Annotated in this window: 20 protein-coding genes; 12 read left to right on the forward strand and 8 right to left on the reverse strand. The window is 72.6% G+C overall.

Going from position 1 to position 21,425, the window contains the following annotated elements:
* The 7 genes from ABFT23_RS12240 (at window position 1) to ABFT23_RS12270 (ending at window position 7,375) form a co-directional block, all read left to right on the forward strand.
* Entirely contained in the window at window positions 1-222 is a 222-nt protein-coding gene (locus ABFT23_RS12240; RefSeq protein ID WP_347895524.1) for a hypothetical protein, read from the forward strand.
* A gap of 230 nt (window positions 223-452) precedes the next feature.
* Window positions 453-1,526, forward strand: coding sequence for an ABC transporter ATP-binding protein (locus tag ABFT23_RS12245; protein ID WP_347895526.1), 1,074 nt, complete (start codon window positions 453-455; stop codon window positions 1,524-1,526).
* A complete protein-coding gene (locus tag ABFT23_RS12250) occupies window positions 1,523-2,329 on the forward strand; it encodes an ABC transporter ATP-binding protein (RefSeq protein ID WP_347895528.1) in 807 nt (268 codons plus the stop codon). Before ABFT23_RS12245 ends, ABFT23_RS12250 begins: the two co-directional genes overlap by 4 nt.
* Window positions 2,326-3,375, forward strand: coding sequence for an ABC transporter permease (locus ABFT23_RS12255; RefSeq protein WP_347895530.1), 1,050 nt, complete (start codon window positions 2,326-2,328; stop codon window positions 3,373-3,375). The genes ABFT23_RS12250 and ABFT23_RS12255 overlap by 4 nt, the downstream gene beginning before the upstream one ends.
* Window positions 3,372-4,298: an ABC transporter permease gene (locus ABFT23_RS12260; RefSeq protein WP_347895532.1), complete on the forward strand. Its 927-nt coding sequence runs from the start codon at window positions 3,372-3,374 to the stop codon at window positions 4,296-4,298. Before ABFT23_RS12255 ends, ABFT23_RS12260 begins: the two co-directional genes overlap by 4 nt.
* Before the next feature lie 91 nt (window positions 4,299-4,389).
* Complete coding sequence (locus tag ABFT23_RS12265; protein WP_347895534.1) at window positions 4,390-6,015, forward strand: ABC transporter substrate-binding protein; 1,626 nt, start codon at window positions 4,390-4,392, stop codon at window positions 6,013-6,015.
* 46 nt (window positions 6,016-6,061) lie between these two features.
* Complete coding sequence (locus ABFT23_RS12270) at window positions 6,062-7,375, forward strand: NtaA/DmoA family FMN-dependent monooxygenase (protein ID WP_347895536.1); 1,314 nt, start codon at window positions 6,062-6,064, stop codon at window positions 7,373-7,375.
* A 221-nt stretch (window positions 7,376-7,596) separates the two neighbouring features.
* On the opposite strand, the gene ABFT23_RS12275 is transcribed toward ABFT23_RS12270, so the two are convergent.
* The 4 genes from ABFT23_RS12275 to ABFT23_RS12290 all read right to left on the reverse strand — a co-directional run bounded on the left by ABFT23_RS12275 (window position 7,597) and on the right by ABFT23_RS12290 (window position 11,747).
* Window positions 7,597-8,130: an NADPH-dependent FMN reductase gene (locus ABFT23_RS12275; RefSeq protein ID WP_347895538.1), complete on the reverse strand. Its 534-nt coding sequence runs from the start codon at window positions 8,128-8,130 to the stop codon at window positions 7,597-7,599.
* Entirely contained in the window at window positions 8,130-9,437 is a 1,308-nt protein-coding gene (locus ABFT23_RS12280; RefSeq protein ID WP_347895540.1) for an NtaA/DmoA family FMN-dependent monooxygenase, read from the reverse strand. The genes ABFT23_RS12275 and ABFT23_RS12280 overlap by 1 nt, the downstream gene beginning before the upstream one ends.
* A gap of 96 nt (window positions 9,438-9,533) precedes the next feature.
* Window positions 9,534-10,307 (reverse strand): GntR family transcriptional regulator, encoded by a 774-nt coding sequence (locus tag ABFT23_RS12285; protein WP_347895542.1) that lies wholly within the window; start codon window positions 10,305-10,307, stop codon window positions 9,534-9,536.
* Window positions 10,308-10,487: 180 nt separating this feature from the next.
* Complete coding sequence (locus tag ABFT23_RS12290) at window positions 10,488-11,747, reverse strand: multidrug effflux MFS transporter (RefSeq protein ID WP_347895544.1); 1,260 nt, start codon at window positions 11,745-11,747, stop codon at window positions 10,488-10,490.
* Between the two features lie 100 nt (window positions 11,748-11,847).
* Between ABFT23_RS12290 and ABFT23_RS12295 the strand changes: the two genes are divergently transcribed.
* Window positions 11,848-12,504, forward strand: a complete 657-nt coding sequence (locus ABFT23_RS12295) for a hypothetical protein (RefSeq protein ID WP_347895546.1) — start codon at window positions 11,848-11,850, stop codon at window positions 12,502-12,504.
* On the opposite strand, the gene ABFT23_RS12300 is transcribed toward ABFT23_RS12295, so the two are convergent.
* Window positions 12,485-13,882, reverse strand: a complete 1,398-nt coding sequence (locus tag ABFT23_RS12300) for an MFS transporter (protein ID WP_347895548.1) — start codon at window positions 13,880-13,882, stop codon at window positions 12,485-12,487. The genes ABFT23_RS12295 and ABFT23_RS12300 overlap by 20 nt on opposite strands.
* Before the next feature lie 14 nt (window positions 13,883-13,896).
* Entirely contained in the window at window positions 13,897-15,783 is a 1,887-nt protein-coding gene (gene typA / locus ABFT23_RS12305; protein ID WP_347895549.1) for a translational GTPase TypA, read from the reverse strand.
* Between the two features lie 279 nt (window positions 15,784-16,062).
* Here typA and ABFT23_RS12310 point away from each other — a divergent pair, with 279 nt between their 5' ends.
* Complete coding sequence (locus ABFT23_RS12310) at window positions 16,063-17,388, forward strand: protealysin inhibitor emfourin (protein ID WP_347895551.1); 1,326 nt, start codon at window positions 16,063-16,065, stop codon at window positions 17,386-17,388.
* A 162-nt stretch (window positions 17,389-17,550) separates the two neighbouring features.
* Here the strand turns inward: ABFT23_RS12310 and ABFT23_RS12315 are convergent, their stop codons facing one another.
* Together ABFT23_RS12315 and ABFT23_RS12320 are read right to left on the reverse strand one after the other, a co-directional pair.
* A complete protein-coding gene (locus ABFT23_RS12315; RefSeq protein WP_347895553.1) occupies window positions 17,551-18,243 on the reverse strand; it encodes an aspartate/glutamate racemase family protein in 693 nt (230 codons plus the stop codon).
* 173 nt (window positions 18,244-18,416) lie between these two features.
* The gene (locus ABFT23_RS12320; RefSeq protein WP_347895555.1) at window positions 18,417-19,178 is read right to left on the reverse strand and encodes an SDR family NAD(P)-dependent oxidoreductase; all 762 of its coding nucleotides are present in this window, start codon (window positions 19,176-19,178) and stop codon (window positions 18,417-18,419) included.
* 81 nt (window positions 19,179-19,259) lie between these two features.
* Between ABFT23_RS12320 and ABFT23_RS12325 the strand changes: the two genes are divergently transcribed.
* Genes ABFT23_RS12325 through ABFT23_RS12335 form a run of 3 tightly spaced genes read left to right on the forward strand, consistent with a single transcriptional unit; the run spans window position 19,260 to window position 21,424 of the window.
* A complete protein-coding gene (locus ABFT23_RS12325; RefSeq protein ID WP_347895557.1) occupies window positions 19,260-19,625 on the forward strand; it encodes a hypothetical protein in 366 nt (121 codons plus the stop codon).
* Between the two features lie 18 nt (window positions 19,626-19,643).
* A complete protein-coding gene (gene mshA, locus ABFT23_RS12330; protein ID WP_457623373.1) occupies window positions 19,644-20,912 on the forward strand; it encodes a D-inositol-3-phosphate glycosyltransferase in 1,269 nt (422 codons plus the stop codon).
* The gene (locus ABFT23_RS12335; protein ID WP_347895559.1) at window positions 20,909-21,424 is read left to right on the forward strand and encodes a type III secretion system chaperone family protein; all 516 of its coding nucleotides are present in this window, start codon (window positions 20,909-20,911) and stop codon (window positions 21,422-21,424) included. The genes mshA and ABFT23_RS12335 overlap by 4 nt, the downstream gene beginning before the upstream one ends.
* Window position 21,425 lies beyond the last annotated feature (1 nt).

A 21,425-nucleotide genomic window follows, 5' to 3' on the forward strand; every position in this document is an offset into this window, starting at 1 on the left:
GTGGCGCACTGGAGGTCGCAACGCCGCCGGACCGGGCGTCACGAGCTCGACCTGCGTCGCGCGACCCGCGCCGCGCGCCGGACCGAGGCCGTCGCGGACGCCGTCCGCGACCTCGGGCCGGACGTCGACCACGTGCGCGTGGCCGACGTCACCGGGGTGCCGCTCGGCTACCTGCGGTGGGCCTACCCGTCCGTGGCCGACCTGCCCGGCCACACGGCGTAACCGGCTCGAAACCGGCGCCCGCACCCCGGCCCGCCACCCTCGGAGCACCGCCCGACGAGCGTGCGACGAGCCGGCGCCGAGCGGCGTAATCGGCGGTACGCCTCCGGCGCGCCGAGCAGAAACACCGTCGTCCTTCACTGAGGTCCTTGCCAGCGCCGGCGGGACCGGATCCACCCATCGCCCACACCCTGCCGACCCCGAGGTCGGCACGCGAGCAGGGAGCACCACCGATGACGCAGAGCAGCACCCTCGACAAGCCCGTCACCACCGCCACTGCCACCGCGACCGAGGAGACGACGTCGCTCCTCGCGGTCGACGGCCTCACGGTCCGCTACGAGACGCGGCACGGCGTCACCACCGCCGTCGACGACGTCTCCCTCCGGGTCGCTCGTGGTGAGCGCGTGGCGCTGGTCGGTGAGTCCGGCTCGGGCAAGACCGGCACCTGCATGGCGGTGGCCGGCTTCCTCACCCACCCCGACGCCCGGGTGGAGGCCCGCTCGATCCTCTTCGACGGCGACGACGTGACCGAGCGGCGAGCGGGCCGTCTGCCCCGCCGCACCCCGGGTCTCGCGATGGTCTTCCAGGACGCCAGCACCTCGCTCGACCCGGTGTGGACCATCGGCAGCCAGCTGCGCGACGTCATCCGCACCACCCGGGACGTGAGCCGGGGCGAGGCCCGTGCCCGGGCGGCGGACTGGTTGGTCAAGGTCGGTCTCACCGACACGAAGCGGGTGCTCCGCAGTCGGCCCTACGAGCTGTCCGGCGGAATGCGGCAGCGCGCGATGATCGCGCTCGCCCTCGCCGGGTCGCCGCGGCTGCTGATCGCCGACGAGCCCACGAGCGCCCTGGACGCCTCGCTCGCCCGCGACGTCATGGAGCTCCTCGTGGCGCTCGCGGCCGAGACCGGCACCGGCATGCTGCTCGTGAGCCACGACATCCACCTATGCCAGACCTACACCGACCGCATGCTCGTGATGTACGGCGGCCGCGTCGTCGAGGAGGGCGCCTCGCGGACCCTCGACCGCGACGCCGCCCACCCCTACACGCGGGCGCTCCTCGACAGCGTCCCCACGCTCGCGAGCGCCACGCTCGACGTGCTGCCGACCATCCCGCTCGCCCCGACCGGGCAGCACGACCCGGCGGGCGGCTGCGGCTTCCGGCCGCGGTGCGCGCGCGCCACCGACGCGTGCGCCACGCCGCCGGCGCGGACCGACCTCGGTGCCGGCCGCGCGGTCCGCTGCTTCAACCCCGCGGCCACGACGACCGGACCGGTCGACCTGCCGCTGCCGGCGGTGGCGTCGTGACGACCCCGGAGCAGGCCGTCGTCGAGGTCGTCGACGTCGTCAAGGACTTCGGCGGAGGCAGGAGCGACCGCGGACCTGCGCTCGCCGGCGTCAGCCTCACCCTCGACGGGACGACGCGGGTCGGCATCGTGGGGGAGTCCGGCTCGGGCAAGTCGACGATGTCGCGCATCATGGTCGGGCTCGAGCGCCCGACCTCGGGCAAGGTGCTGTTCCGGGGCAACGACGTGCACCGCATGGGCACCGCCGAGCTGCGCGACTTCCGTCGCGAGGTGCAGATGATCGGCCAGGACACGTCGTCGTCGTTCGACCCCCGACGCACGCTGCGCGACTCGCTGCGTCGTCCGGCCCAGACGCTGCTCGGCGTCGACCGGGCGCGCGCCGACGAGCTCGTCGACGAGACCCTGGCGATGGTGGGCATCGGGCCCGGCATGGTCGACCGGCCCCCGACCGACGTCTCGGGCGGTCAGCGGCAGCGCATCGCGATCGCCCGGGCGCTCGTCGTCAAGCCGCGGGTGCTGGTGTGCGACGAGGTCGTCTCGGCGCTCGACGTCTCCGTGCAGGGCACGGTGCTCAACTTCCTCAAGGCCTACTGCGACGAGGCCTCGGCGGGCCTGGTGTTCGTCTCGCACGGCCTGCCGGCCACGGCGTTCGTCACCCGCGAGATGGTGGTGATGAAGCACGGCCGGATCGTCGAGCACGGCCCCGTCGACGACGTCGTCAACCGCAGCGAGCACCCCTACACCCGATCGCTGATCGAGGCCTACCGCTCGGTCGAGCAGGGCGGGTCGGGGGTGGCCGCATGACCGCGTTCCTCGCCCGTCAGCGCTGGTGGCTCGGCCGCGTCGCCGTGCTGCCCGTGCACCTGCTCGGCTTCGCCCTGGCGGTGTTCTTCCTGGTGCGCCTGATCCCCGGCGACCCCGTGCTCACCCTCCTCGGCGGCCAGAACGCGACACCCGAGACCATCGAGGCCGCCCGCGAGTCCCTCGGACTGTCCGGCAGCATGCTCGACCAGCTCGGCGCCTACTTCGCCAACGTGCTGACGCTCGACTTCGGCCGCTCGATGATCACCGGACAACCTGTCTGGGAGACGATGACGACGCGCCTGTTCGAGACGCTCGAGCTCGCCGTCGTCGCGATGTTCGGCACCACCGTGCTCACGCTCGCGGTCGGCTTCCTGGTCGTGATGAAGCCGAGGAACCCCGTGTCGCGCGTGTTGCTCGCCTACACGCGCTCGGCCGGTGCCGTGCCCGACTTCGTGCTCGGCGTCGCCGGCATCTTCCTGTTCTACCGGCTCCTCGGCGTCGCACCCGCCCCGCTCGGCCGCTACGACCCGACGCTGCTGCCGCCGCCCGACCTCACCGGCTTCCCGATCCTCGACGCGATGCTGAGTGGCGACACGGCGCTGCTGCAGTCGATGGCCAGCCACCTGTTCATGCCGCTCATGGTCCTGGTCCTCGCCTACACCCCGCTGCTGCTCAAGCTGCTCGTGCGGGCCCTGGACGACGCCGTCGACGCCGCCCCGACACGCTTCCGGATCGCCTCCGGCGGGTCGCGCCGCGCGGTCCTGCTGAGCGTGGCGCGCCGCGCCGCCCCGCCGGCCGTCGCGATGCTCGGCACCCTGTTCGGCTACCTCCTCGGCGGCGCGGTCGTCGTCGAGCAGCTGTTCAGCATGCCCGGCATGGGCCAGTTCGGCGTCAACGCCGTCAACACCTCCGACCTCGTCTCGTTGCAGGGCTTCCTGCTCCTGGTGGCCGCACTGTCGCTGGTCGTCTTCCTGCTCGTCGACATCGTGACCATGCTGCTCGACCCGCGCCGCCGGCCGGGTCGCGGCGGAGAGGGCGCCGCATGACCACCACGCCGCACCACCCCGACCCCTCGGCCGCGACGACGTCCCCGGGCGTCGAGACCGTCGACGTCGAGCCGATCGCCGTCGTCGCCGAGGTCGAGAGCGCGCCCCACACGCGCCGGGTGCCGCCAGGGAGCTGGCGGCTGGCGCCGGCGCTCGCGCTGGTGGCCCTCGCCGTCGTGGGGCCGTGGCTCGTGCCCCACAGCGCCACCGAGGTCGTCGCCTCGCCCGCGATCGCGCCCGGCGGAGATCACTGGTTCGGCACCGACAGCTCGGGCCTCGACGTGTTCTCCCGCGTCCTCGCCGCCACCCGCAACGACATCGTCATCGCGATCGCGGTCACCGTGGTCAGCACGGTCACCGGCATCTTCGGGGGCCTGCTCATCGGCATGAACGAGTCCCGTGCGGGGCTGGTCGGCTGGGCCGCCCGGATCAGCGCCCGCGTGCTCGACCTCGTGCAGTCGGTGCCGGCCGTCGTCGTCGCCCTCACCCTGGTGGCCTTCTTCGGTACCTCGCTGTGGTCGATGAGCATCGCGCTCGCGGCCATCCTCGCGCCCAACCAGGCCCGGCTCGTGCGCACCGAGGTGCTGCAGGTGCGCACCGAGGCCTACCTCGACGCCGCGCGCATGTCGGGCCAGACCGAGCTCGGGCTCACCGTGCGGCACGTGCTGCCCAACTCCAGCTGGCCGGCCCTCGAGAACGCCACCGTGGTCTTCGGCGCGGCCATCCTGCTCACCTCGACACTCGGGTTCCTCGGCGTCGGGCTGCAGCCACCCACCCCCGAGTGGGGCTCCATGATCTCCACCGGTGCCTCCGACGCCGCCGTCGGACGCTGGTGGTCGGCCCTGTTCCCCGCGGCGGCGATCGTCGTCGCGGTGGCCGCGGTCGCCATGGCCGGACAGCTCCTGTTCGGCCGCCGCCGGTAGCCCGGCACGTCTCCCACCCTCTCGCACCCTCTCGCACCATCCGTGTCGGTCCGGGCCGACCAGATCGTCGACCCTCCTGAAGGAGCCTCCTTTGCACGCCCTCAAGAAGATCGCCCTGGCCGCCACCGGCCTGCTGGCGGCCACCACCCTGGCGGCCTGTGCCGACAGCGCCAACTCCGCCGGCGGCGGCGACGCCGGTGGCAAGACCATCACCATGGTCGTCCCCGACACGTCCTGGTCGTTCGCCATCGACAACGGGTTCGGCGGCAGCGAGCCGACCATCAACGTGCAGGGCACGTTGCTGCGCAAGCCCTACGTGGAGGCGTCGTCCGGCGGCGCGCTCCAGCAGAACGTCGACGAGTTCGAGGGCTACCTCGCCGAGAGCTACGAGGTGAGCGACGACGGTCTCGTCTACACCTTCACGCTCAGCGACGCCGTCAGCCAGGCCGGCAACGAGATCACCACCGACGACGTCCTGTGGTCGTGGGAGCGGCGCATCAACAGCCCGCGCAGCGTCTCGATGTCGGTGCAGGCGCCGATGATCACCTCGATGGACCAGTTCGCGAAGATCGACGACAAGACCTTCACGATCACCATCGAGCGCGCCGGCTACGGCGTCACGATGCTGGCGCTCCTGTCCGACCTCACCGCGCACGTCTACGACAGCACCCTGCTCAAGGAGCACGCCACCGACGACGACCCCTACGCCGTCGAGTGGTCGGCCACCAACGTCAACCACGGCTTCGGCCCCTACGAGGTCGTCGACCTGCAGCCCAACGCCCAGGTGACGCTCAAGGCCCGCGAGGACTTCGTGCTCGGCAAGCCCGACGTCGACACCATCATCATGAAGGTCGTGCCCGACGCCGGCACCCGCGCCAACGCCGTCCGCAGTGGCGACGCCGACCTCGCCTCCGGTCTGCAGCCGGCCGACCTCGTCGAGCTGGCCGAGGGCGAGGGCACCACGGTCCCGGTGATCGACAACCCCAACGCCTACGTGCTCATGCCGCTGGTGACCAACAAGGCGCCGTTCGACGACGTCGCCGTCCGGCAGGCGTTCGGCTACGCCGTCCCGTACGAGGCGATCGTCGAGGACGTCTACCAGGGCAAGGCCGTGCGCAACGGGCCGAGCTTCCTGCGTCGCGACCGTCCCGGCTACGACGGCTCCGGCTTCACCGACTTCGCCTACGACCCGGCCAAGGCCAAGCAGATGCTGGCCGACGCGGGCTACCCCGACGGCGTGGAGTTCACCATCACGGTGAGCGCGGCCTACCCCGACATCCGCGAGACCGCCATCCAGATCCAGACCGCGGCCAAGGAGGCCGGCTTCGAGATCGAGATCAACCAGGTGCCGGACGCCGCCTACGCCGCCGGACGCGTCGACCACACCTTCCAGGCCTTCATCGTCCGCGACTGGCCGATCACCCTGAGCCCGTCGTACGAGCTGCTCGTCTACACGGCCGAGGGTGGCTCGAACAACCTCGCCGACTGGGAGGACCCGGACTTCTACGCCGCCCTCGAGAAGGGCTACGAGGAGGCCGACCCGTTCTCCGAGGCGGCCGGCAAGGCCTGGAACGCGGCCGAGCGCATCTACGTCAACGAGGCGCCGATCCTCTTCATCGCCCAGATCCAGCCGAACGTGGCGATGAGCGACGACGTCGGCGGCTTCGCCTGGCGCTCCGACAACCAGCTCGACTTCTCCCAGCTCACCAAGAGCTGATCCCGCCTCTTCACCGTCACGAGCACTGCCCACGAAAGGGAAACCCATGACCGACGACACCGATCAGCGCTTCCACCTCGGCTGGTTCATGAACTTCATGCCGCCGAAGTCCTGGCGCGGCAGCTGGGGCGGGCACGACGCCGAGACCTGGGCCGACGGGGAGTTCTACGTCGACTTCGTCAAGGCGCTCGAGCGGGCGTGCTTCGACTACATGATGCTCGAGGACTCCTCGATGCTGCCCGACGCCTACGGCGGCACCAGCGAGGTCGAGCTCAAGCACTCGCTCTACGCCCCGAAGCACGACCCGGTGCCCCTGGTGCCCGTGCTCGCCAAGGCGACCGAGAAGATCGGCATCGTCGCCACGATGTCGACGTCGTTCTACCCGCCGTTCCTGCTCGCCCGCACGATGGCGACGCTCAGCCACCTCACGGGCGGCCGCGTGGGCTGGAACGTCGTCACCTCGAGCGAGCACCGGGCCGCGCAGAACTACGGCCTCGACGAGCTGTGGGAGCACGACGAGCGCTACGAGCGGGCCGACGAGTTCGTCGAGGTGGTGAACAAGCTGTGGGCCTCGTGGGACCAGGACGCCGTCGTCCTCGACCGCGAGACCGGCACCTACGCCGATTTCACGAAGGTGGAGCCGGTCGACTTCAAGGGCGCCTACTTCAAGGTGCGCGGGCCGCTGAACACGCTGCCGCCGATCGGCGGACGCCCGGTGATCTGTCAGGCCGGCGGCTCGCCGCGCGGTCGACAGTTCGCCGCCGAGACGGCCGACACCATCATCACCTCGGCCATCGGCATCGAGGCGATGAAGGCCTACCGCGACGACATCCGCGAGCGTCGGGAGAAGGCCGGCCTCGACCCCGACTCGGTCAAGCTGCTCTACGTGGTGTCGCCGGTGCTCGCCGACACCGACGCCGAGGCACAGGCCAAGGTCGAGCGCATGCGGTCGCAGGCGGACTGGAACGCCGAGGCGGCGCTCGCGCACCTCTCGGCGCTCACCGAGAACGACTTCTCCGAGTTCGACCTCGACGGCCCGGTGCCCGAGCTGACCACCAACGGCCACCGCAGCACCCTGGGCGACTTCCTCAAGAACACGCCGGGCGACACGCTCAAGGAGCGCGCCGCCAACTGGTCGATCAGCTCGGTTCCGCTCGTCGGCTCGCCGGACACGGTGGCCGAGCGCATGGGCGAGGTCATGGAGTACGTCGGCGGCGACGGCTTCCTCATCTCCGGCGAGCTCTCGCGGCGCTACATCACCGAGATCACCGAGGGCCTCGTCCCGGCGCTCCAGCGCCGCGGCCTGACCCGCACGTCGTACGCCTACGACACGTTCCAGGAGAACCTCCTGGAGTTCTGAGCGCTTCTCGCACCCACGCGCGCACCGGCGGGCGGTCCCTTCGGGGTCCGCCCGCCGCTGTGCGTGCGTGGCCGGGTGGCTGGGTGGGCGGTAGGTGAGCCACCGAACGAGCCCTCGGACGGCGCCGGAACGGTGGCTCACGCACCGCCCGACCGGGTCACGCAACGCGAAGGGCGCCTCCCGGCCGAGGCCGGGAGGCGCCCTGGACGGCGCGGGTCGGGTCAGGCGGGCACAGGGGCCGCCACGGCCCGCAGCAGCGCCGGACCCCATCGCTCGACGTAGGCCTCGAGGACGCCGTCGTCGGCGTAGGTCGTGTCGCGCAGGTAGAGACCGGGGGCGGGACAGGTGCCGCCGAGCTCGGCCAGCAAGGGGCGCAACGACGCCTCGGGCGCCATGGCGTGCGCCGGCCCGGCGCCGAGCATCAACGGCACGCAGACGACGTCGCGCAGACCCTCGGCGGTCTCGAACTGGTCGAGGAAGACCTTGAGCAGACCGGTGTAGGTCGCCTTGAACGTCGGACTGGCCACGACCACGAGCGACGACGACGCGACCGTCGAGACGGCGGCCGCGACCCCCGGGTCGCCCCAGCCGAGCAGCCCGGGCCCGAGGTCGACGACGTCGACGACGTGGTCGGGTGGGTCGCCGGCCAGGGCCTGCGCGAGGCGGACGCCGGCGTCGAGCGTGCGCGAGCCCGGTTTGGGGTTGCCGGCGACCACGGTGACGGTGCTTCCGGCCGGGAGCGGCGGGGTCGACATCAGAACGCCAGCAGGTTGTCGCGGAAGGTGGCGCCGTCGTACGACGAGCGGATCAGGCCGCGCTTGCGCAGCGACGGCGCGAGGCCGTCGGTGACGAGGCTGATCGAGTGGCGCGTCATGGGGGAGTAGACGAGCCAGCCGTCGAGGCCGGTCTCCTGGTAGACCTCGTCCATCTGCGCGGCGATGTCGTCGGGCGTGCCGACGAAGTCCATGCCGTACTTCGACGGGCCGGTGACGACGTCGCGGAGCGTCAGGTTCTCGGCGTCCTTGAGGATGCCCTTCATGCTCGTGGTCTCGCCGTTGCCGACGGCGGTGGGCACCGGGCCGTCGAGGTCGTAGGTGCTGTAGTCGAACTCGCCGCCGCTGACGTAGCTCATGCCCCACAGCATCTTCTCGATCGCCTCGGGGCTGTGCCGGTGCTCGTTGTAGCGGTCGAGCTTCGCCTGCGCCTCGTCGCGGGTCTCGGCGAGCCACGGCGTCGTCATGAAGAGGATCTTGAGCTCGTCGGGCTTGCGGCCGTACTTCTCCATGCGCTCGCTCATGTCGGCGCGGAGGTCCTTCATCGCCTCGGGGGTGCGGGCCAGAGCCAGCATCGTGTCGGCGTGCTTGGCCGCCAGCTCGCGCCCGGGGCCGGAGTTTCCGGCCTGCGCCACGACCGGACGCCGTTGCGGGCCCGGGATCGTGTTCATCGGACCCCGTGTCTTGAAGTACTTGCCCTCGAAGTCGACCGTGTGCACCTTCGTGTGGTCGGCGTAGCGGGGCGCGTCGTCGTCGACCATGACGGCGTCCGGCTCCCACGACTCCCAGAGGGCGCTGACGGCGTCCATCCACTCCATGGCCATCTCGTAGCGCTCGGCGTGTGCCATGTGGGCGTCGAGCCCGAAGTTCTGCGCCACCCGGTGGGTCACCGAGGTGACCACGTTGACGCCGACCCGGCCCTCGGTGAGGTGGTCGAGCGTCGTCATGAGGCGCGCGCCGAGGAACGGCGGGTACTGGATCGTCGACATCGTGGAGACGATGCCGAGGTGCCGTGTGGCCTGCGAGATCAGCGGCACGAGGGGCATCGGGTCGTTCTTCGGCGCCATGAGGCCGTACTTGAGCGTCGTCTCCATCGAGCCGCCGTAGGTGTCCTCGACCATCGAGGTGTCCTCGATGAACATCAGGTCGAAGCCGGCGCGTTCGAGTGCGCAGCCCAGGTCGGTGTAGATGCGCGGGTTGGTCCAGTCCCAGCCGTTGCGGCCCGACCAGGGCTCCGTCCAGGGGTGGATGCCGAACCCGTCGCCGAGGAACCAGCCGAGGTGGAACATGAGCTCTCCTTGTTCTGTGGTGAGTGGTGTGGGCTGCCCGAGGCAGGCTCCATCGCACGACCGGCCGGACGCCGGGCGTGGAGTCGAGGGTTGTGGTCAGACGGACTGACTGACGAAGCAGAAACGGTCGCCGCGGTAGTGCATGTAGCAGACCTCGCGCGGGATCCCGTCGACCCCGGAGATCAGCGACTCCCGCACCAGCAGCGGCGACCCGGCCGGGACGTCGAGCAGCTCGGCGGTCATCGGATCGGCGGCCACGGCCTCGACGAGCGACTCGACCGGCGCCATGGCGACCCCGAACGACATCTCGAACGCGGAGGCGAGGTCGTGCACCGACTCGACGGACGACGACGGGAGCCGCGTGAGCGGGACGTAGGCGACGCGGGTGCAGGCCGGCTCGCCGTCGACGCGGATGACCTGCTCGGTCATGCGGACCTGCTCGTCGGGGCCGAGGATGAGGCGCTCGCGCAGCCATGGCGGGCACGGCAGGTCGCGGACCTCGAGGACCTCGATCTCGCTCTTGGCCGGCAGGTCGCGGTGCTCGTCGAGCGTCATCAGCTGGTCGGCCGCGACGGTCATGATCGAGGCGGAGACCGTCGTCCCGACCCGGCGCCGGCGGGCGACGAGACCCTCGGTGGCCAGGGCCTGCAGGGCCTCGCGGACGGCTTGGCGGCTGGCCGACATGGCGTGGATCAGGTGCTCCTCCACCAGGCTGCTGCCGCGCGGCAGCTCGCCCTGCCGGATGGCGGTGCGGAGCACGTCGTACACGCGACGGGCGGAGGACTGACGCTCCCCGCGTCGCATGGCGGAGCCGTTGACGGAACGGGGGTGGTGGACGGCGGCCGTGGCGCCGTGGGCGGGGTGGGGCACGGTGTCTCCCGACGGGGTGGTCTGAGGGACGGCGCCGTCGCCGTTCGCGGAGGTGGGCGGAGAGGAGTCCTGATCGTTGATGACACCAGGAGACCCTGTCGCGGTTGCCGACCCGTCACGGTCGGTGACGCAGAGCCTTACGCGGAGGCCACGGGTGTTTCGGCTCGGTGAAGCCGCAGGTCAGGCCGAGCGTCGCGGCTCGGCCAGGTCGACGACCGGGCTCACAACGCCGTGCGGCGTCGCGGTCAGCAGCGGCGCCGACGTCGGCACCGGACGACGCGCCCCCAGCAGGGACAGGACGCACGCGGTCAGCAGGCACAGCCCCGCGACGAGGCCGAGCGGCACCGCGCCGTGGCCGGGGAGCACCGCGGGCAGCGCACCGAAGAAGCCGCCGATGCCGAACTGCGCCGCACCCATGAGGCCCGAGGCGACGGCCCGGTTGGCGAGGTCGGCGTCGATCGCGGCGGCGGTCGAGAGCGGCACGAGCGAGCCCGCGCAGAACAGCACGAAGCCCAGCGCGACGGCGACCGCGAGCGCCCCGCCGGCGCCGCTCGCGGCGAACCCGACCATCGCCACCGCGCCGAGGCTGCCGACAGCCGAGGCGCCCAGCAGGATCGGCCGGGGCCCGATGCGCTCGGCGAGCACCGGGGACACCTGGATGCCGGCGATCAGGGCCACGGCGTTGACACCGAAGAGCACGCCGTACTGCATCTCGCTGAAGCCGTAGCCGTCGCGGAAGACGAAGGCCGAGTCGCCGATGTAGGAGAACATCACGCCCAGCGCCGCCCCGCTGGTCGCCACCGGCACCAGGAAGCGCGGGTTGCGCAGCAGGACGCCGTAGCGGGCCACCGTGCGCCGGGCGCCGCCGGCTGCCGCCCCGCGCGCCTCCACGGGGTGGCTCTCGGGCAGCCAACGCCAGATCGCGGCGACGAACCCGACCCCGATGACGGCGAGCAGCACGAAGACGCCGCGCCAGTCGGTGAACGACAGCACGACGGCGCCGAGGCTCGGCGCGAGCACCGGGACGGCGGCCAGGATCAGCATCATCCGTGAGACGTGCCGGGCCATCTTGTCGGGGTCGAGGTCGGCGATCACGACGCGGACCACGGCCATGCCGATGCCGGCGCCGAAGCCCTGCACCAGCCGGAACGCCATCACCGTCTCGATCGTGGGCGCCGCCGCGCAGGCCAGCGTCGCGACGATCCAGATCGTCATGCCGGCGAGCATCGGTGGACGCCGTCCGAACCGCTCGGGCACCAGGCCCACGCAGAGCTGGCCCAGCGCGAGCCCGGCGATGCACGCCGTGACCGTCAGGTGCGCCGTGGAGGCGTCGGCCGCCAGCTCGGTGCGCAGGTCGGGCAGGCCCGGCAGGTAGAGGTCGAGCGAGAAGGGTCCGAAGGAGGTGACCACCGCCAGCATCACCATGAGCTTGAGCTTCATCGCCCCTCATGCAACGGGACGGGCGTTGCCGAACACCGCGTCCGTCGTAACGCCCCCGTTGCGCGGCAACCAAAGCGGGACGACGCGCATCACACCGGGCATGAACCCCACCTCCCAGCCACTGCGCCGCCTCGCCCTCCTCGCCGCCACCGCCGCCACGGCCGCGGCGCTCACCCCCGTCACCGCCTCGGCGGCCCCGCCGTCCGGGCCGCCCGCGCCGACCGGCGCCGACCTGCCCCAGGTGGCCCAGGTCGACGACACCTTCGGCTACCTCGCCGGCGGTCGACGGATGACGTCGCGCAGCAACCGGCTCGAGGTCGCCGACGAGTCGTGCCTCTCCTACGGTTCCGGCGTGCCGGCCAAGGCCCGTTTCGCCTCCTACGCCACCGCGGACGGCGACCAGGGCTACTTCCAGGGGGAGGAGGACCCGACCTTCGTCGTCTACCAGTTCGCCACAACCGCCCGGGCCCGCGCCGGCTACGCCCTGATCGCCGACTACGTGAACCGATGCCAGGGCCGGACGAGCGACGACGGCTACCGCAAGACGGTCGACACCGTGCGGGTGCCGCGGCTCGGGCAGCGCCAGGTGGGGTTCCGCACCGTCGCCGTCGAGAGCGGCGACCGCCGCGAGGACCTCGAGGTCTACGTCCTGAAGGGCAGCCGGATCGAGCGCTCGTGGATCCAGCTCGACGAGGGACGGGCCCGCCGGGCCCACGTCGTCGCGATGGCCCGCCTGCTCACGCGGACGGCGCGCTGAGCCCCGTCGCACCAGGGACGCGGCGGCGCAGCACCGCGACGGCGCCGGCCACCAGGCACACCGCCGCCAGTGTGGCCAGCGCCGCCGTGAGCCCGGCGCCGTCGCCGCCGTAGACCTCGACGAGCGGGACGCTCACGGCCGACCCGGTCGAGAAGCCGAGGTAGCGCAGCAGCTGGTTGAAGGACATCGCGCTGCCGGTCTCGGACGCCGGCACGTGCGGCACGATGAGGCCGGCCAGCGAGGCGAAGGACAGGCCGCTGCCGAGTCCGCCGACGGCCATCGCGAGCAGCACCTGCCACAGGTGCTCGTGGCGCCAGGCCAGCAGCGCCAACGAGGCCGCGAACGACGAGCACCCGAGCGGGAGCAGCACGCGGCTGCCGAACCGGCGCTCGAGCCGCCGGGCGCCCTGGCTCCCGGCGACGCTCATCACCGAGTAGGGCACCAGCACCAGTCCGGCCGCGGCGACACCGAGGCCGAGGCCGAAGCCGGCCGAGCCGTCGGCGCGCACCACGACGACGGCGAGGCTCAGCAGCCCGTACATGCCGACGCCGAGCACGAGGGAGACGGCGTGCGGGCCGACGACGCCCGGTCGCCCGGCCAGGCGCAGGTCGACGATCGGGTGGGCACTACGCAGCGTCCAGGCGACCCAGACCGGGTAGACGACGACGCCGCAGGCCAGCAGCGCCAGCGTCGCGGGCGACGTCCAGCCCCACGACGAGCCCTGGCTGATCGCGAGGAGCAGCGCGAGGGTGCCGGTGGTCAGCAGCACGGCTCCGAGGAGGTCAACCGGCTGGCGGTCGACGTCGAGGTCGGCCGGCACGTCGCGCAGCGCGCGGAGCAGCGTGACGGCGACGAGAGCCGACCCGAACACGTAGGCGCCGTGCAGGCCCGCGACCTGGGCCACCAGCGCCGTCACGGGGTAGCCGAGGCCGGCGCCGGCGACCGTCGTCACCGAGAGCAGGGCGAGCACCCGGGCCTGCTCGGTGCCGGTGTAGGCGTCGCGGGCGATCGCCAGGGCCAGCGGCACCAGCGCGAGCCCGACGCCCTGCAGAGCCCGGCCCGCGACCAGGGCCACGTAGCCCAGGGGCAGCGCCGCGACCAGCGTGCCGACGAGCACGGCCGCGATGCCGGCCAGCATCGCCGGACGCCGCCACCGGCCGCTGCCGAGGCGCCCGATCACGGGGGTCGCGACCGCGCCGGTCAGCAGCGTCGCCGTCAGCGCCCACTGCGCCGAGGACAACGAGACGTCGTACTCCTGCGCGATCGAGGGCACCAGGGGCGCCCCGAGGCTGCTGACGACGGCGCCGACCGTCGTGACCAGCGCGAGGGTGGTCAGCCGCCGGCGGTCACGCCCGCGCGGCGGTCCGACCCCGTCCACCGGCCCGCGTGGTGCTACTTGGAGCCCTTGCGCGCGCGGGCCGCCGTCTTGGCCCGCTCGTTCTGGTCGAGGACGACCTTGCGGATACGGACGGCGTCCGGCGTGACCTCGACGCACTCGTCGTCGCGGCAGAACTCCAGGCACTGCTCCAGCGAGAGCTTGCGCGGCGGGATGAGCTTCTCGAAGTTGTCGGAGGTGGCGGACCGGATGTTGGTCTGCTGCTTCTCCTTGGTGATGTTGACGTCCATGTCGTCGGCGCGGGAGTTCTCGCCGACGATCATGCCCTCGTAGACCTCGGTGGTGGGCTCGACGAACATCACGCCGCGCTCCTGCAGCGACGTCATCGCGTAGGCCGTGGCCGCACCCTTGCGGTCGGCGACCAGCGAGCCCGAGGCGCGCGAGCGGATCTCGCCGGCCCACGGCTCGTAGCCCTCGGAGATGCCGTGCGCGATGCCGGTGCCGCGGGTGTCGGTGAGGAACTGGGTGCGGAAGCCGATGAGGCCGCGCGCGGGCACCAGGAACTCCATGCGGACCCAGCCGGTGCCGTGGTTGGTCATCTGCTCCATGCGGCCCTTGCGGGCGGCGAGCAGCTCGGTGATGGTGCCGAGGTACTCCTCGGGGGCGTCGATCGTCAGGCGCTCGAACGGCTCGTGCAGCTTGCCGTCGATCTCCTTCGTGACGACCTGCGGCTTGCCGACGGTGAGCTCGAAGCCCTCGCGGCGCATCTGCTCGACCAGGATCGCCAGCGCGAGCTCGCCGCGGCCCTGGACCTCCCAGGCGTCGGGACGCTCGGTCGGCAGGATGCGCAGCGACACGTTGCCGATGAGCTCGGAGTCGAGGCGGTCCTTGACGAGACGGGCGGTCACCTTGCCGCCCTTGACCTTGCCGACCAGCGGCGAGGTGTTGGTGCCGATGGTCATCGAGATGGCCGGCTCGTCGACGTGGATCAGCGGCAGGGCGACCGGGTTCTCCGGGTCGGCGAGCGTCTCGCCGATGGTGATCTCGGGGATGCCGGCGATGGCGACGATGTCGCCCGGCCCGGCGGACTCGCCGGGCTGGCGCTCGAGACCCTCGGTGACGAGGAGCTCGGTGATCTTGACGTTCTTGACGTCGCCGTTGCGACGCATCCAGGCGACCTGCTGGCCCTTCTTCAGGGTGCCCTGGTGCACGCGGACGAGCGCCAGGCGGCCGAGGAACGGCGAGGCGTCGAGGTTGGTGACGTGAGCCTGCAGCGCCGCGCCCTCCTCGTACTCCGGGGCCGGGATGGTGTCGAGGATCGTGCGGAACAGCGGCTCGAGGTCGTCGCCGTCGGGCATCGTGGCGTTCTCGGGCTGGGTCAGGCTGGCGATGCCGGCGCGACCGGAGGCGTAGACGACCGGGAAGTCGAGGGCGTCCTGGCTGTGGGAGTCGTCGAGGAGGTCCATGAACAGCTCGTAGGTCTCGTCGACGACCTCGGCGATGCGGGCGTCGCCCCGGTCGGTCTTGTTGACGACCAGGATCACCGGCATGTCGGCGTTGAGCGCCTTGCGCAGCACGAAGCGGGTCTGCGGCAGCGGGCCCTCGGAGGCGTCGACGAGCAGCACGATGCCGTCGACCATCGACAGGCCACGCTCGACCTCGCCGCCGAAGTCGGCGTGCCCGGGGGTGTCGATGATGTTGATCGTCATCGGCTTGCCCTCGGCCGCCGGGCCCGCGTAGTGCACGGCGGTGTTCTTGGCGAGGATCGTGATGCCCTTCTCGCGCTCGAGGTCGCCGGAGTCCATGACCCGCTCGGCCACGCTCTCGGCCTGGTGGGCGGTGAACGCCCCGGCCTGGCGGAGCATCGCGTCGACGAGCGTGGTCTTGCCGTGGTCGACGTGGGCCACGATGGCGACGTTGCGGAGATCGGCGCGGGTGGTCATGGGTGTTCGACGTCCTGTCGGGTCGGGGCTGCCGTGCGGGGACGGCGGGCTACGGGCGGCCCGAGGGCCTTGTCGAGTCTAGGTCCGCACCGTGCCTGCGGCCGATTCGTCGGGCCTGACGACTCGGCCACACCCGGTGGTGGGGCGGTGGTCCTGATCGAGCGATCGCGCGGAAAGGACCGCGGCCGGGCGGCTCCGATGGCCCTGGTCGAGCGATCGCGCGGAAATGACCGCGGCGGACCAGACGCCGGAGTCGGACGTCGGTGGTACGAACGAGCCATGCCTCGGACCCCACACCCATTCCTGCCGCCCCACCTGATCCGCCACCTCGCCGCGAGCATGCCGGCCGCGGCCGAGACCCTGCTCCTCGACGCGCGTTTCCGCACGGCGCGGGCCGGGCACGTGCCCGCCGTCGTCCCGACGCTCGTCGCCGAGCCGGCCTACACGGTGCACGACGCCGAGGGCACCCAGGACCTGCCCGGGCGCCCGGTGCGCTCCGCGGGCGACCCGGCCACCGGCGACGTCGCGGCCGACGAGGCCGCCGACGGCGTCGCGGCGTCGCTGGCCCTGCTCTCCGAGGTCTTCGGACGCGACTCCTACGACGGCGCCGGGGCCCGGGTGCTGGCGACCGTCCACTTCGGACACGACTACGTCAACGCCTTCTGGGACGGCGCCCACCTCGTCTTCGGCGACGGCGACGGCGAGCTGTTCGAGCGGTTCACCAAGCCGGTCGACGTCATCGGGCACGAGCTCGCGCACGGCGTCACCGAGCGCACCGCGGGGCTGGTCTACCAGGGCCAGTCCGGTGCGCTCAACGAGTCGGTCTCCGACGTGTTCGCCGCCTGCCTCGTCCAGCGCCTGCGCGACCAGACGGTCGACGAGGCCGACTGGCTCATCGGTGCGGGGCTCTTCAAGCCCGGCGTCTCGGCCCGTGCGCTCCGCGACATGCGCGCACCGGGCACCGCCTACGACGACCCGCGCCTCGGCGCCGACCCGCAGGTCGGCCACCTCGACGACTACGTCGACACCACCGACGACAACGGTGGCGTGCACCTCAACTCCGGCATCCCCAACCGGGCCTTCCAGCTCGCCGCGGTCGCCATCGGCGGTCGTTCGTGGGAGGGAGCCGGCCCCATCTGGTTCCGCGCGCTCACCGGCGACCAGGTGGGTCCCGACACCGACTTCGCGGGCTTCGCCGCCGCCACCGTCGCGGCGGCCGGCGAGCACGCCGACGCGGTCCGTGGTGCGTGGGAGCAGGTCGGCGTCGGTGCCGCGGGCTCGTCCGGTGCGCCGGCCCCCGAGGGTCCACCCGCCCCGGTCGACCTGCCCGCGGCCCGCGTGCGCGTGCGCCGCAGCGGCGGCTTCGTCGGGCAGACCGTCGAGGCCGAGGTCGACCTCGAGGCCGACGACGACCGCGCGCCCGAGCTGCGCACCCTGCTCGGTCGCGTGGGTGCGCTCCCCGACGGCCACGCCGCTCCGCGCCCCGACGGGTTCCGCTACGACGTCGAGGTCGACGGCCGCACGGTGCACCTGTGCGAGGCCGACCTCAGCCCCGACCTGCGCCGCATCGTCGACGTCGTCCTGCGCGACGGCTCCGGCTCCTGACCCGTCACGACGCTCGCGCCCACCGGCCCTGACCCGACGGTCGGTGGTCCGCTCCGGTTCGGCACTCTCCGCGCAATCGCGCGGAGAGTGCCACCGATCTGCTCATGCGCTGGCACTGTGCGCGCCATCGCGCGGAGAGTGCCAACGCGAGGACGACGAGCGTCAGGCCCCGAGCGCGCGGTCGAGGGCGGCGGCGACGTGGAGGGTGGTGGCCGGCAGCACCGGGAGGTCGACGTCCGACTGGCCGATGAGCAGCTCGATCTCGGTGCAGCCGAGCAGCACGCCCTCGGCGCCGCGGTCCCAGAGCTGGTCGATCACCTCGACGACGCGACGCCGGGTGCGGTCGAGCACGTGGCCGTGCACGAGCTCCTCGTAGATCGCGGTGTTGATCCAGTCGTGGTCGGCCGGGTCGGGCACGACCGTCTCGAGGCCGCGGTCGGCGAAGTGTCCGGCCAGGAAGCCGTCCGACATCGCCACGGTGGTGCCGATGACGCCGATCGTGCTGAGCCCGGCGTCCTTCGCCGCGTCGGCCACGACGTCACCGAGGTGCAGCAACGGGATGTCGACGGCGTCGGCCACCTGGTCGGCGACCTTGTGGAACGTCGTGGTGCACAGCAGCAGGAAGTCGGCGCCGCCGCGCTCGACGCTGCGCGCCGCATCGGCCAGCAGCGTGCCGATCTGGTCCCAGCGCTCGGCCTCCTCGAGCGCGGTCAGCTCGGCGAAGTCGACCGTGCTCATCACCAGCCTCGGCGACGCCAGGCCGCCCTGACGCTCGCGCGTGCCGAGGTTGAGCGCGCGGTAGTAGGCCGCGCTGGACTCCCAGCTCATGCCCCCGACGAGGCCGATCGTCTGCATGGGGGGAGTCTAGGGAAGGCGCCGGCGCCTGCTGGACGGCGTCCGTGCCCACGCCGTGCGTGGCCCGGTCGAGCTGGCGCTCCTGTGGTCTCGACGCGGCCGTCGCGAGCTCGTTCCTCGCTCGCGGGCCTTGCTCGACCTCCTCGACCTCGCCCCCTGACCTCCTCCGTCGGTCAGGGAGCGGCTCTGTGGACCTTGTGCTGGGCGGCTTGGGCCCGCGGCCGGACGACGAGCTCGTCGACGTTCACGTGGCGCGGCCGGGTGACCACCCAGGTGATCGCGTCGGCGACGTCGTCGGCCACCAGGGGCTCGGCGACCCCGGCGTAGACCGCGGCGGCCTTGTCGGCGTCGCCGTCGAAGCGCACCATCGCGAACTCGTCGGTCTTGACCATGCCGGGCGCGACCTCGGTGACGCGGACCGGCTGGTCCCACAGCTCGAGGCGCAGGGTCTCGGTGACGACCTGGGTGCCGTGCTTGGCGGCGGTGTAGCCCGCACCGCCCTCGTAGGCGATGCGGCCGGCGGTCGAGCCGACGTTGCAGATGATGCCGGCGCCGTCGTCGGCCCGCAGGAGCGCGGGCAGCAGTGCGCGGGTGACCTGCATGAGGCCGATGACGTTGACCTCGTACATGCGCCGCCAGTCGTCGGCGTCGGCCTCGGACACCGGGGTGGAACCGAAGGCCCCTCCGGCGTTGTTGACCAGGACGTCGAGCCGGTCGCCCACGACGTCGGCCAGCGCGGCCACCGAGTCGGCGTCGGTCACGTCGCAGGTCACCGCGACCCCGTTGATCTCGGCGGCCAGGGCCTCGACGCGGTCGGTGCGTCGGGCCGCGCAGATCACCCGGAAGCCCTCGGCGGCGAGCGATCGGGCGGTGGCGGCGCCGATGCCCGAGCTCGCGCCGGTCACGACGGCCGTCCGGCCAGCGAAGTCAGTCATGCCCCGATCATCGCCGGGCTGGCAGACTGACCCGTCGGCGGGGCGGCATGGGGTCGACCCCCGGGTGCAGGAGGGGTGCGGGTGCGCATGCGTCTCGTCGCGCTCGGCTCCGCACTCGCCGGCGGCATGTGCCTGGTCGCGAACCTCTTCGTCGACGTCGAGGCGCTCTCGTGGGTCGGTCTGGGCCTCGTCGGCCTCGCGGTGCTGGTCGCCGGGGCGCGCCTGGTCCGCGCCCCGTGGCTCGCGGTGGTCTCCGGCGTCGGCTCGCTCGCGCTGGCCTGGGCGCTGCTCGAGACGCTCCGCGACGAGGTGCCGTCGTCCGCCCGGGAGGTCGAGGCGATCGCCGGCGGCGTCGCGACGCTGGGCGTCGCCCTCGCCGTCCTCCGTCGGACGCCGGCCACCCCCGGAACGGGCGGCGCGGCCCGCGCCGGGAATCATCGGTCCTGATCCGTGGTTGCAGAGCACGTGCGAGACCTGGGTGAGCTGCGACGGCTGGCGATGATCAGCCTCCACACCTCACCGCTCGACCAGCCGGGCACGGGCGACGCCGGCGGTCTCAACGTCTACGTCGTCGAGCTCGCCCGGCGGCTGGCCGCCCGTGGCGTCGAGGTCGACGTGTTCACCCGGACGACGAGCTCGCGCCTCGCGCCGCTGGTGCCGCTCGCAGATGGCGTCCAGGTGCGGCACATCACCGCCGGACCGTTCGAGGGCCTCACCAAGCACGAGCTGCCCGGTCAGCTGTGCGTGTTCGCCCGCGAGGTGCTGCGCACCGAGGCGGCCCTGCCGGTCGGGCACTACGACGCCGTGCACTCGCACTACTGGCTCTCGGGCCAGGTGGGCGCGCTGGCGCGCGACCGCTGGGGCGTGCCGCTCGTGCACAGCATGCACACCATGGCGAAGGTGAAGAACGCCGCGCTGGCCGAGGGTGACACCCCGGAGCCGGCGGCGCGCGTGATCGGCGAGGAGCAGGTGGTCGAGGCCGCCGACGTGCTCGTCGCCAACACCGACCTCGAGGCCAAGCAGCTGATCAACCTCTACGACGCCGACCCCGGCCGGGTCGAGGTCGTGCACCCCGGCGTCGACCTCGACGTCTTCCGGCCCACCGACCTCGCCCACGCCCGCGCCGGCCTCGGCCTGCCCGCCGACGCGGCGGTGCTGCTGTTCGCCGGCCGCATCCAGCCGCTCAAGGCGCCCGACGTGCTGCTGCGGGCGGTCGCCGAGCTGCTGGCGCGCGACCCCGGCCTGCGGCGCCGGCTCGTCGTCCCGATCGTGGGAGGCCCCTCGGGCAGCGGCCTCGACCGGCCCACCGCCCTGGCCGCCCTGGCCACCGAGCTGGGCATCGACGACGTCGTCCGCTTCGTGCCGCCGGTGACCCAGGCCGAGCTCGGTCGCTGGTATGCCGCCGCGACGCTCGTCGCCGTGCCGTCGTACAACGAGTCCTTCGGCCTGGTCGCCGTCGAGGCGCAGGCCTGCGGGACCCCGGTGGTCGCCGCGGCCGTCGGGGGCTTGACCACCGTGGTCCGCGACGGGTTCAGCGGGCTGCTCGTCGACGGCCACGACCCCGCCGCCTGGGCGGCCGCCCTCGGGCGCGTCGTCGGCGACCCCGAGCTGCGCGCCCGGCTCGCCGCCGGTGCGCTGGAGCACGCCTGCGACTTCTCCTGGGACGTCACCGCCGACCAGACGCTCGGGGTGTACCGCCGCGCCCGTGCCGCCATGCGAGAGTCGGTGGGGTGAGCACCCCGGACCCGGCCGCCGTCGTCCGAGAGCACCTGAGCGACAACGACCTGGAGTTCGAGGAGGTCGACGGCGTCTTCTCGTTCGCTCTGCCCGGCGAGAAGAAGCTGCAGACCGCCGTCCGCATCGACGTCGGCCCGCACGCGCTCGGCGTGCACGCGTTCGTGTGCCGCGCCCCCGACGAGAACCACGAACAGGTCTACCGCTGGCTGCTGCAGAAGAACCTGCGCACCTACGGCGTCTCGTTCGCCGTCGACCGGCTCGGCGACATCTACCTCGACGCCCGGCTGCCGCTCGCCGCCGCGACCGGCGACGAGCTCGACCGGCTGCTCGGCTCGGTGCTGGCCACCTCCGACGAGTCGTTCAACACCATCCTCGAGCTCGGCTTCGCCTCCTCGATCCGCAAGGAGTGGGAGTGGCGCCGGCTGCGCGGCGAGTCGACGAAGAACCTCGAGGCCTTCCGGGGCTGGCTCGAGACCGGCTCCGACGAGGCCTCACCAGCGGCTGAATAGG

This window comes from Nocardioides secundeburneus (assembly GCF_039939255.1).
In the GTDB taxonomy this organism is placed as follows: domain Bacteria; phylum Actinomycetota; class Actinomycetes; order Propionibacteriales; family Nocardioidaceae; genus Nocardioides.

Coding starts and splice junctions, on each gene's coding strand:
- ABFT23_RS12270 (WP_347895536.1), top strand. CDS start 6,062: ATGACCGACGACACCGATCAGCGCTTCCACCTCGGCTGGTTCATGAAC.
- ABFT23_RS12275 (WP_347895538.1), bottom strand. CDS start 8,130: ATGTCGACCCCGCCGCTCCCGGCCGGAAGCACCGTCACCGTGGTCGCC.
- ABFT23_RS12295 (WP_347895546.1), top strand. CDS start 11,848: ATGAACCCCACCTCCCAGCCACTGCGCCGCCTCGCCCTCCTCGCCGCC.
- ABFT23_RS12315 (WP_347895553.1), bottom strand. CDS start 18,243: ATGCAGACGATCGGCCTCGTCGGGGGCATGAGCTGGGAGTCCAGCGCG.
- ABFT23_RS12260 (WP_347895532.1), top strand. CDS start 3,372: ATGACCACCACGCCGCACCACCCCGACCCCTCGGCCGCGACGACGTCC.
- ABFT23_RS12280 (WP_347895540.1), bottom strand. CDS start 9,437: ATGTTCCACCTCGGCTGGTTCCTCGGCGACGGGTTCGGCATCCACCCC.
- ABFT23_RS12310 (WP_347895551.1), top strand. CDS start 16,063: ATGCCTCGGACCCCACACCCATTCCTGCCGCCCCACCTGATCCGCCAC.
- typA (WP_347895549.1), bottom strand. CDS start 15,783: ATGACCACCCGCGCCGATCTCCGCAACGTCGCCATCGTGGCCCACGTC.
- ABFT23_RS12290 (WP_347895544.1), bottom strand. CDS start 11,747: ATGAAGCTCAAGCTCATGGTGATGCTGGCGGTGGTCACCTCCTTCGGA.
- ABFT23_RS12245 (WP_347895526.1), top strand. CDS start 453: ATGACGCAGAGCAGCACCCTCGACAAGCCCGTCACCACCGCCACTGCC.
- ABFT23_RS12255 (WP_347895530.1), top strand. CDS start 2,326: ATGACCGCGTTCCTCGCCCGTCAGCGCTGGTGGCTCGGCCGCGTCGCC.
- ABFT23_RS12320 (WP_347895555.1), bottom strand. CDS start 19,178: ATGACTGACTTCGCTGGCCGGACGGCCGTCGTGACCGGCGCGAGCTCG.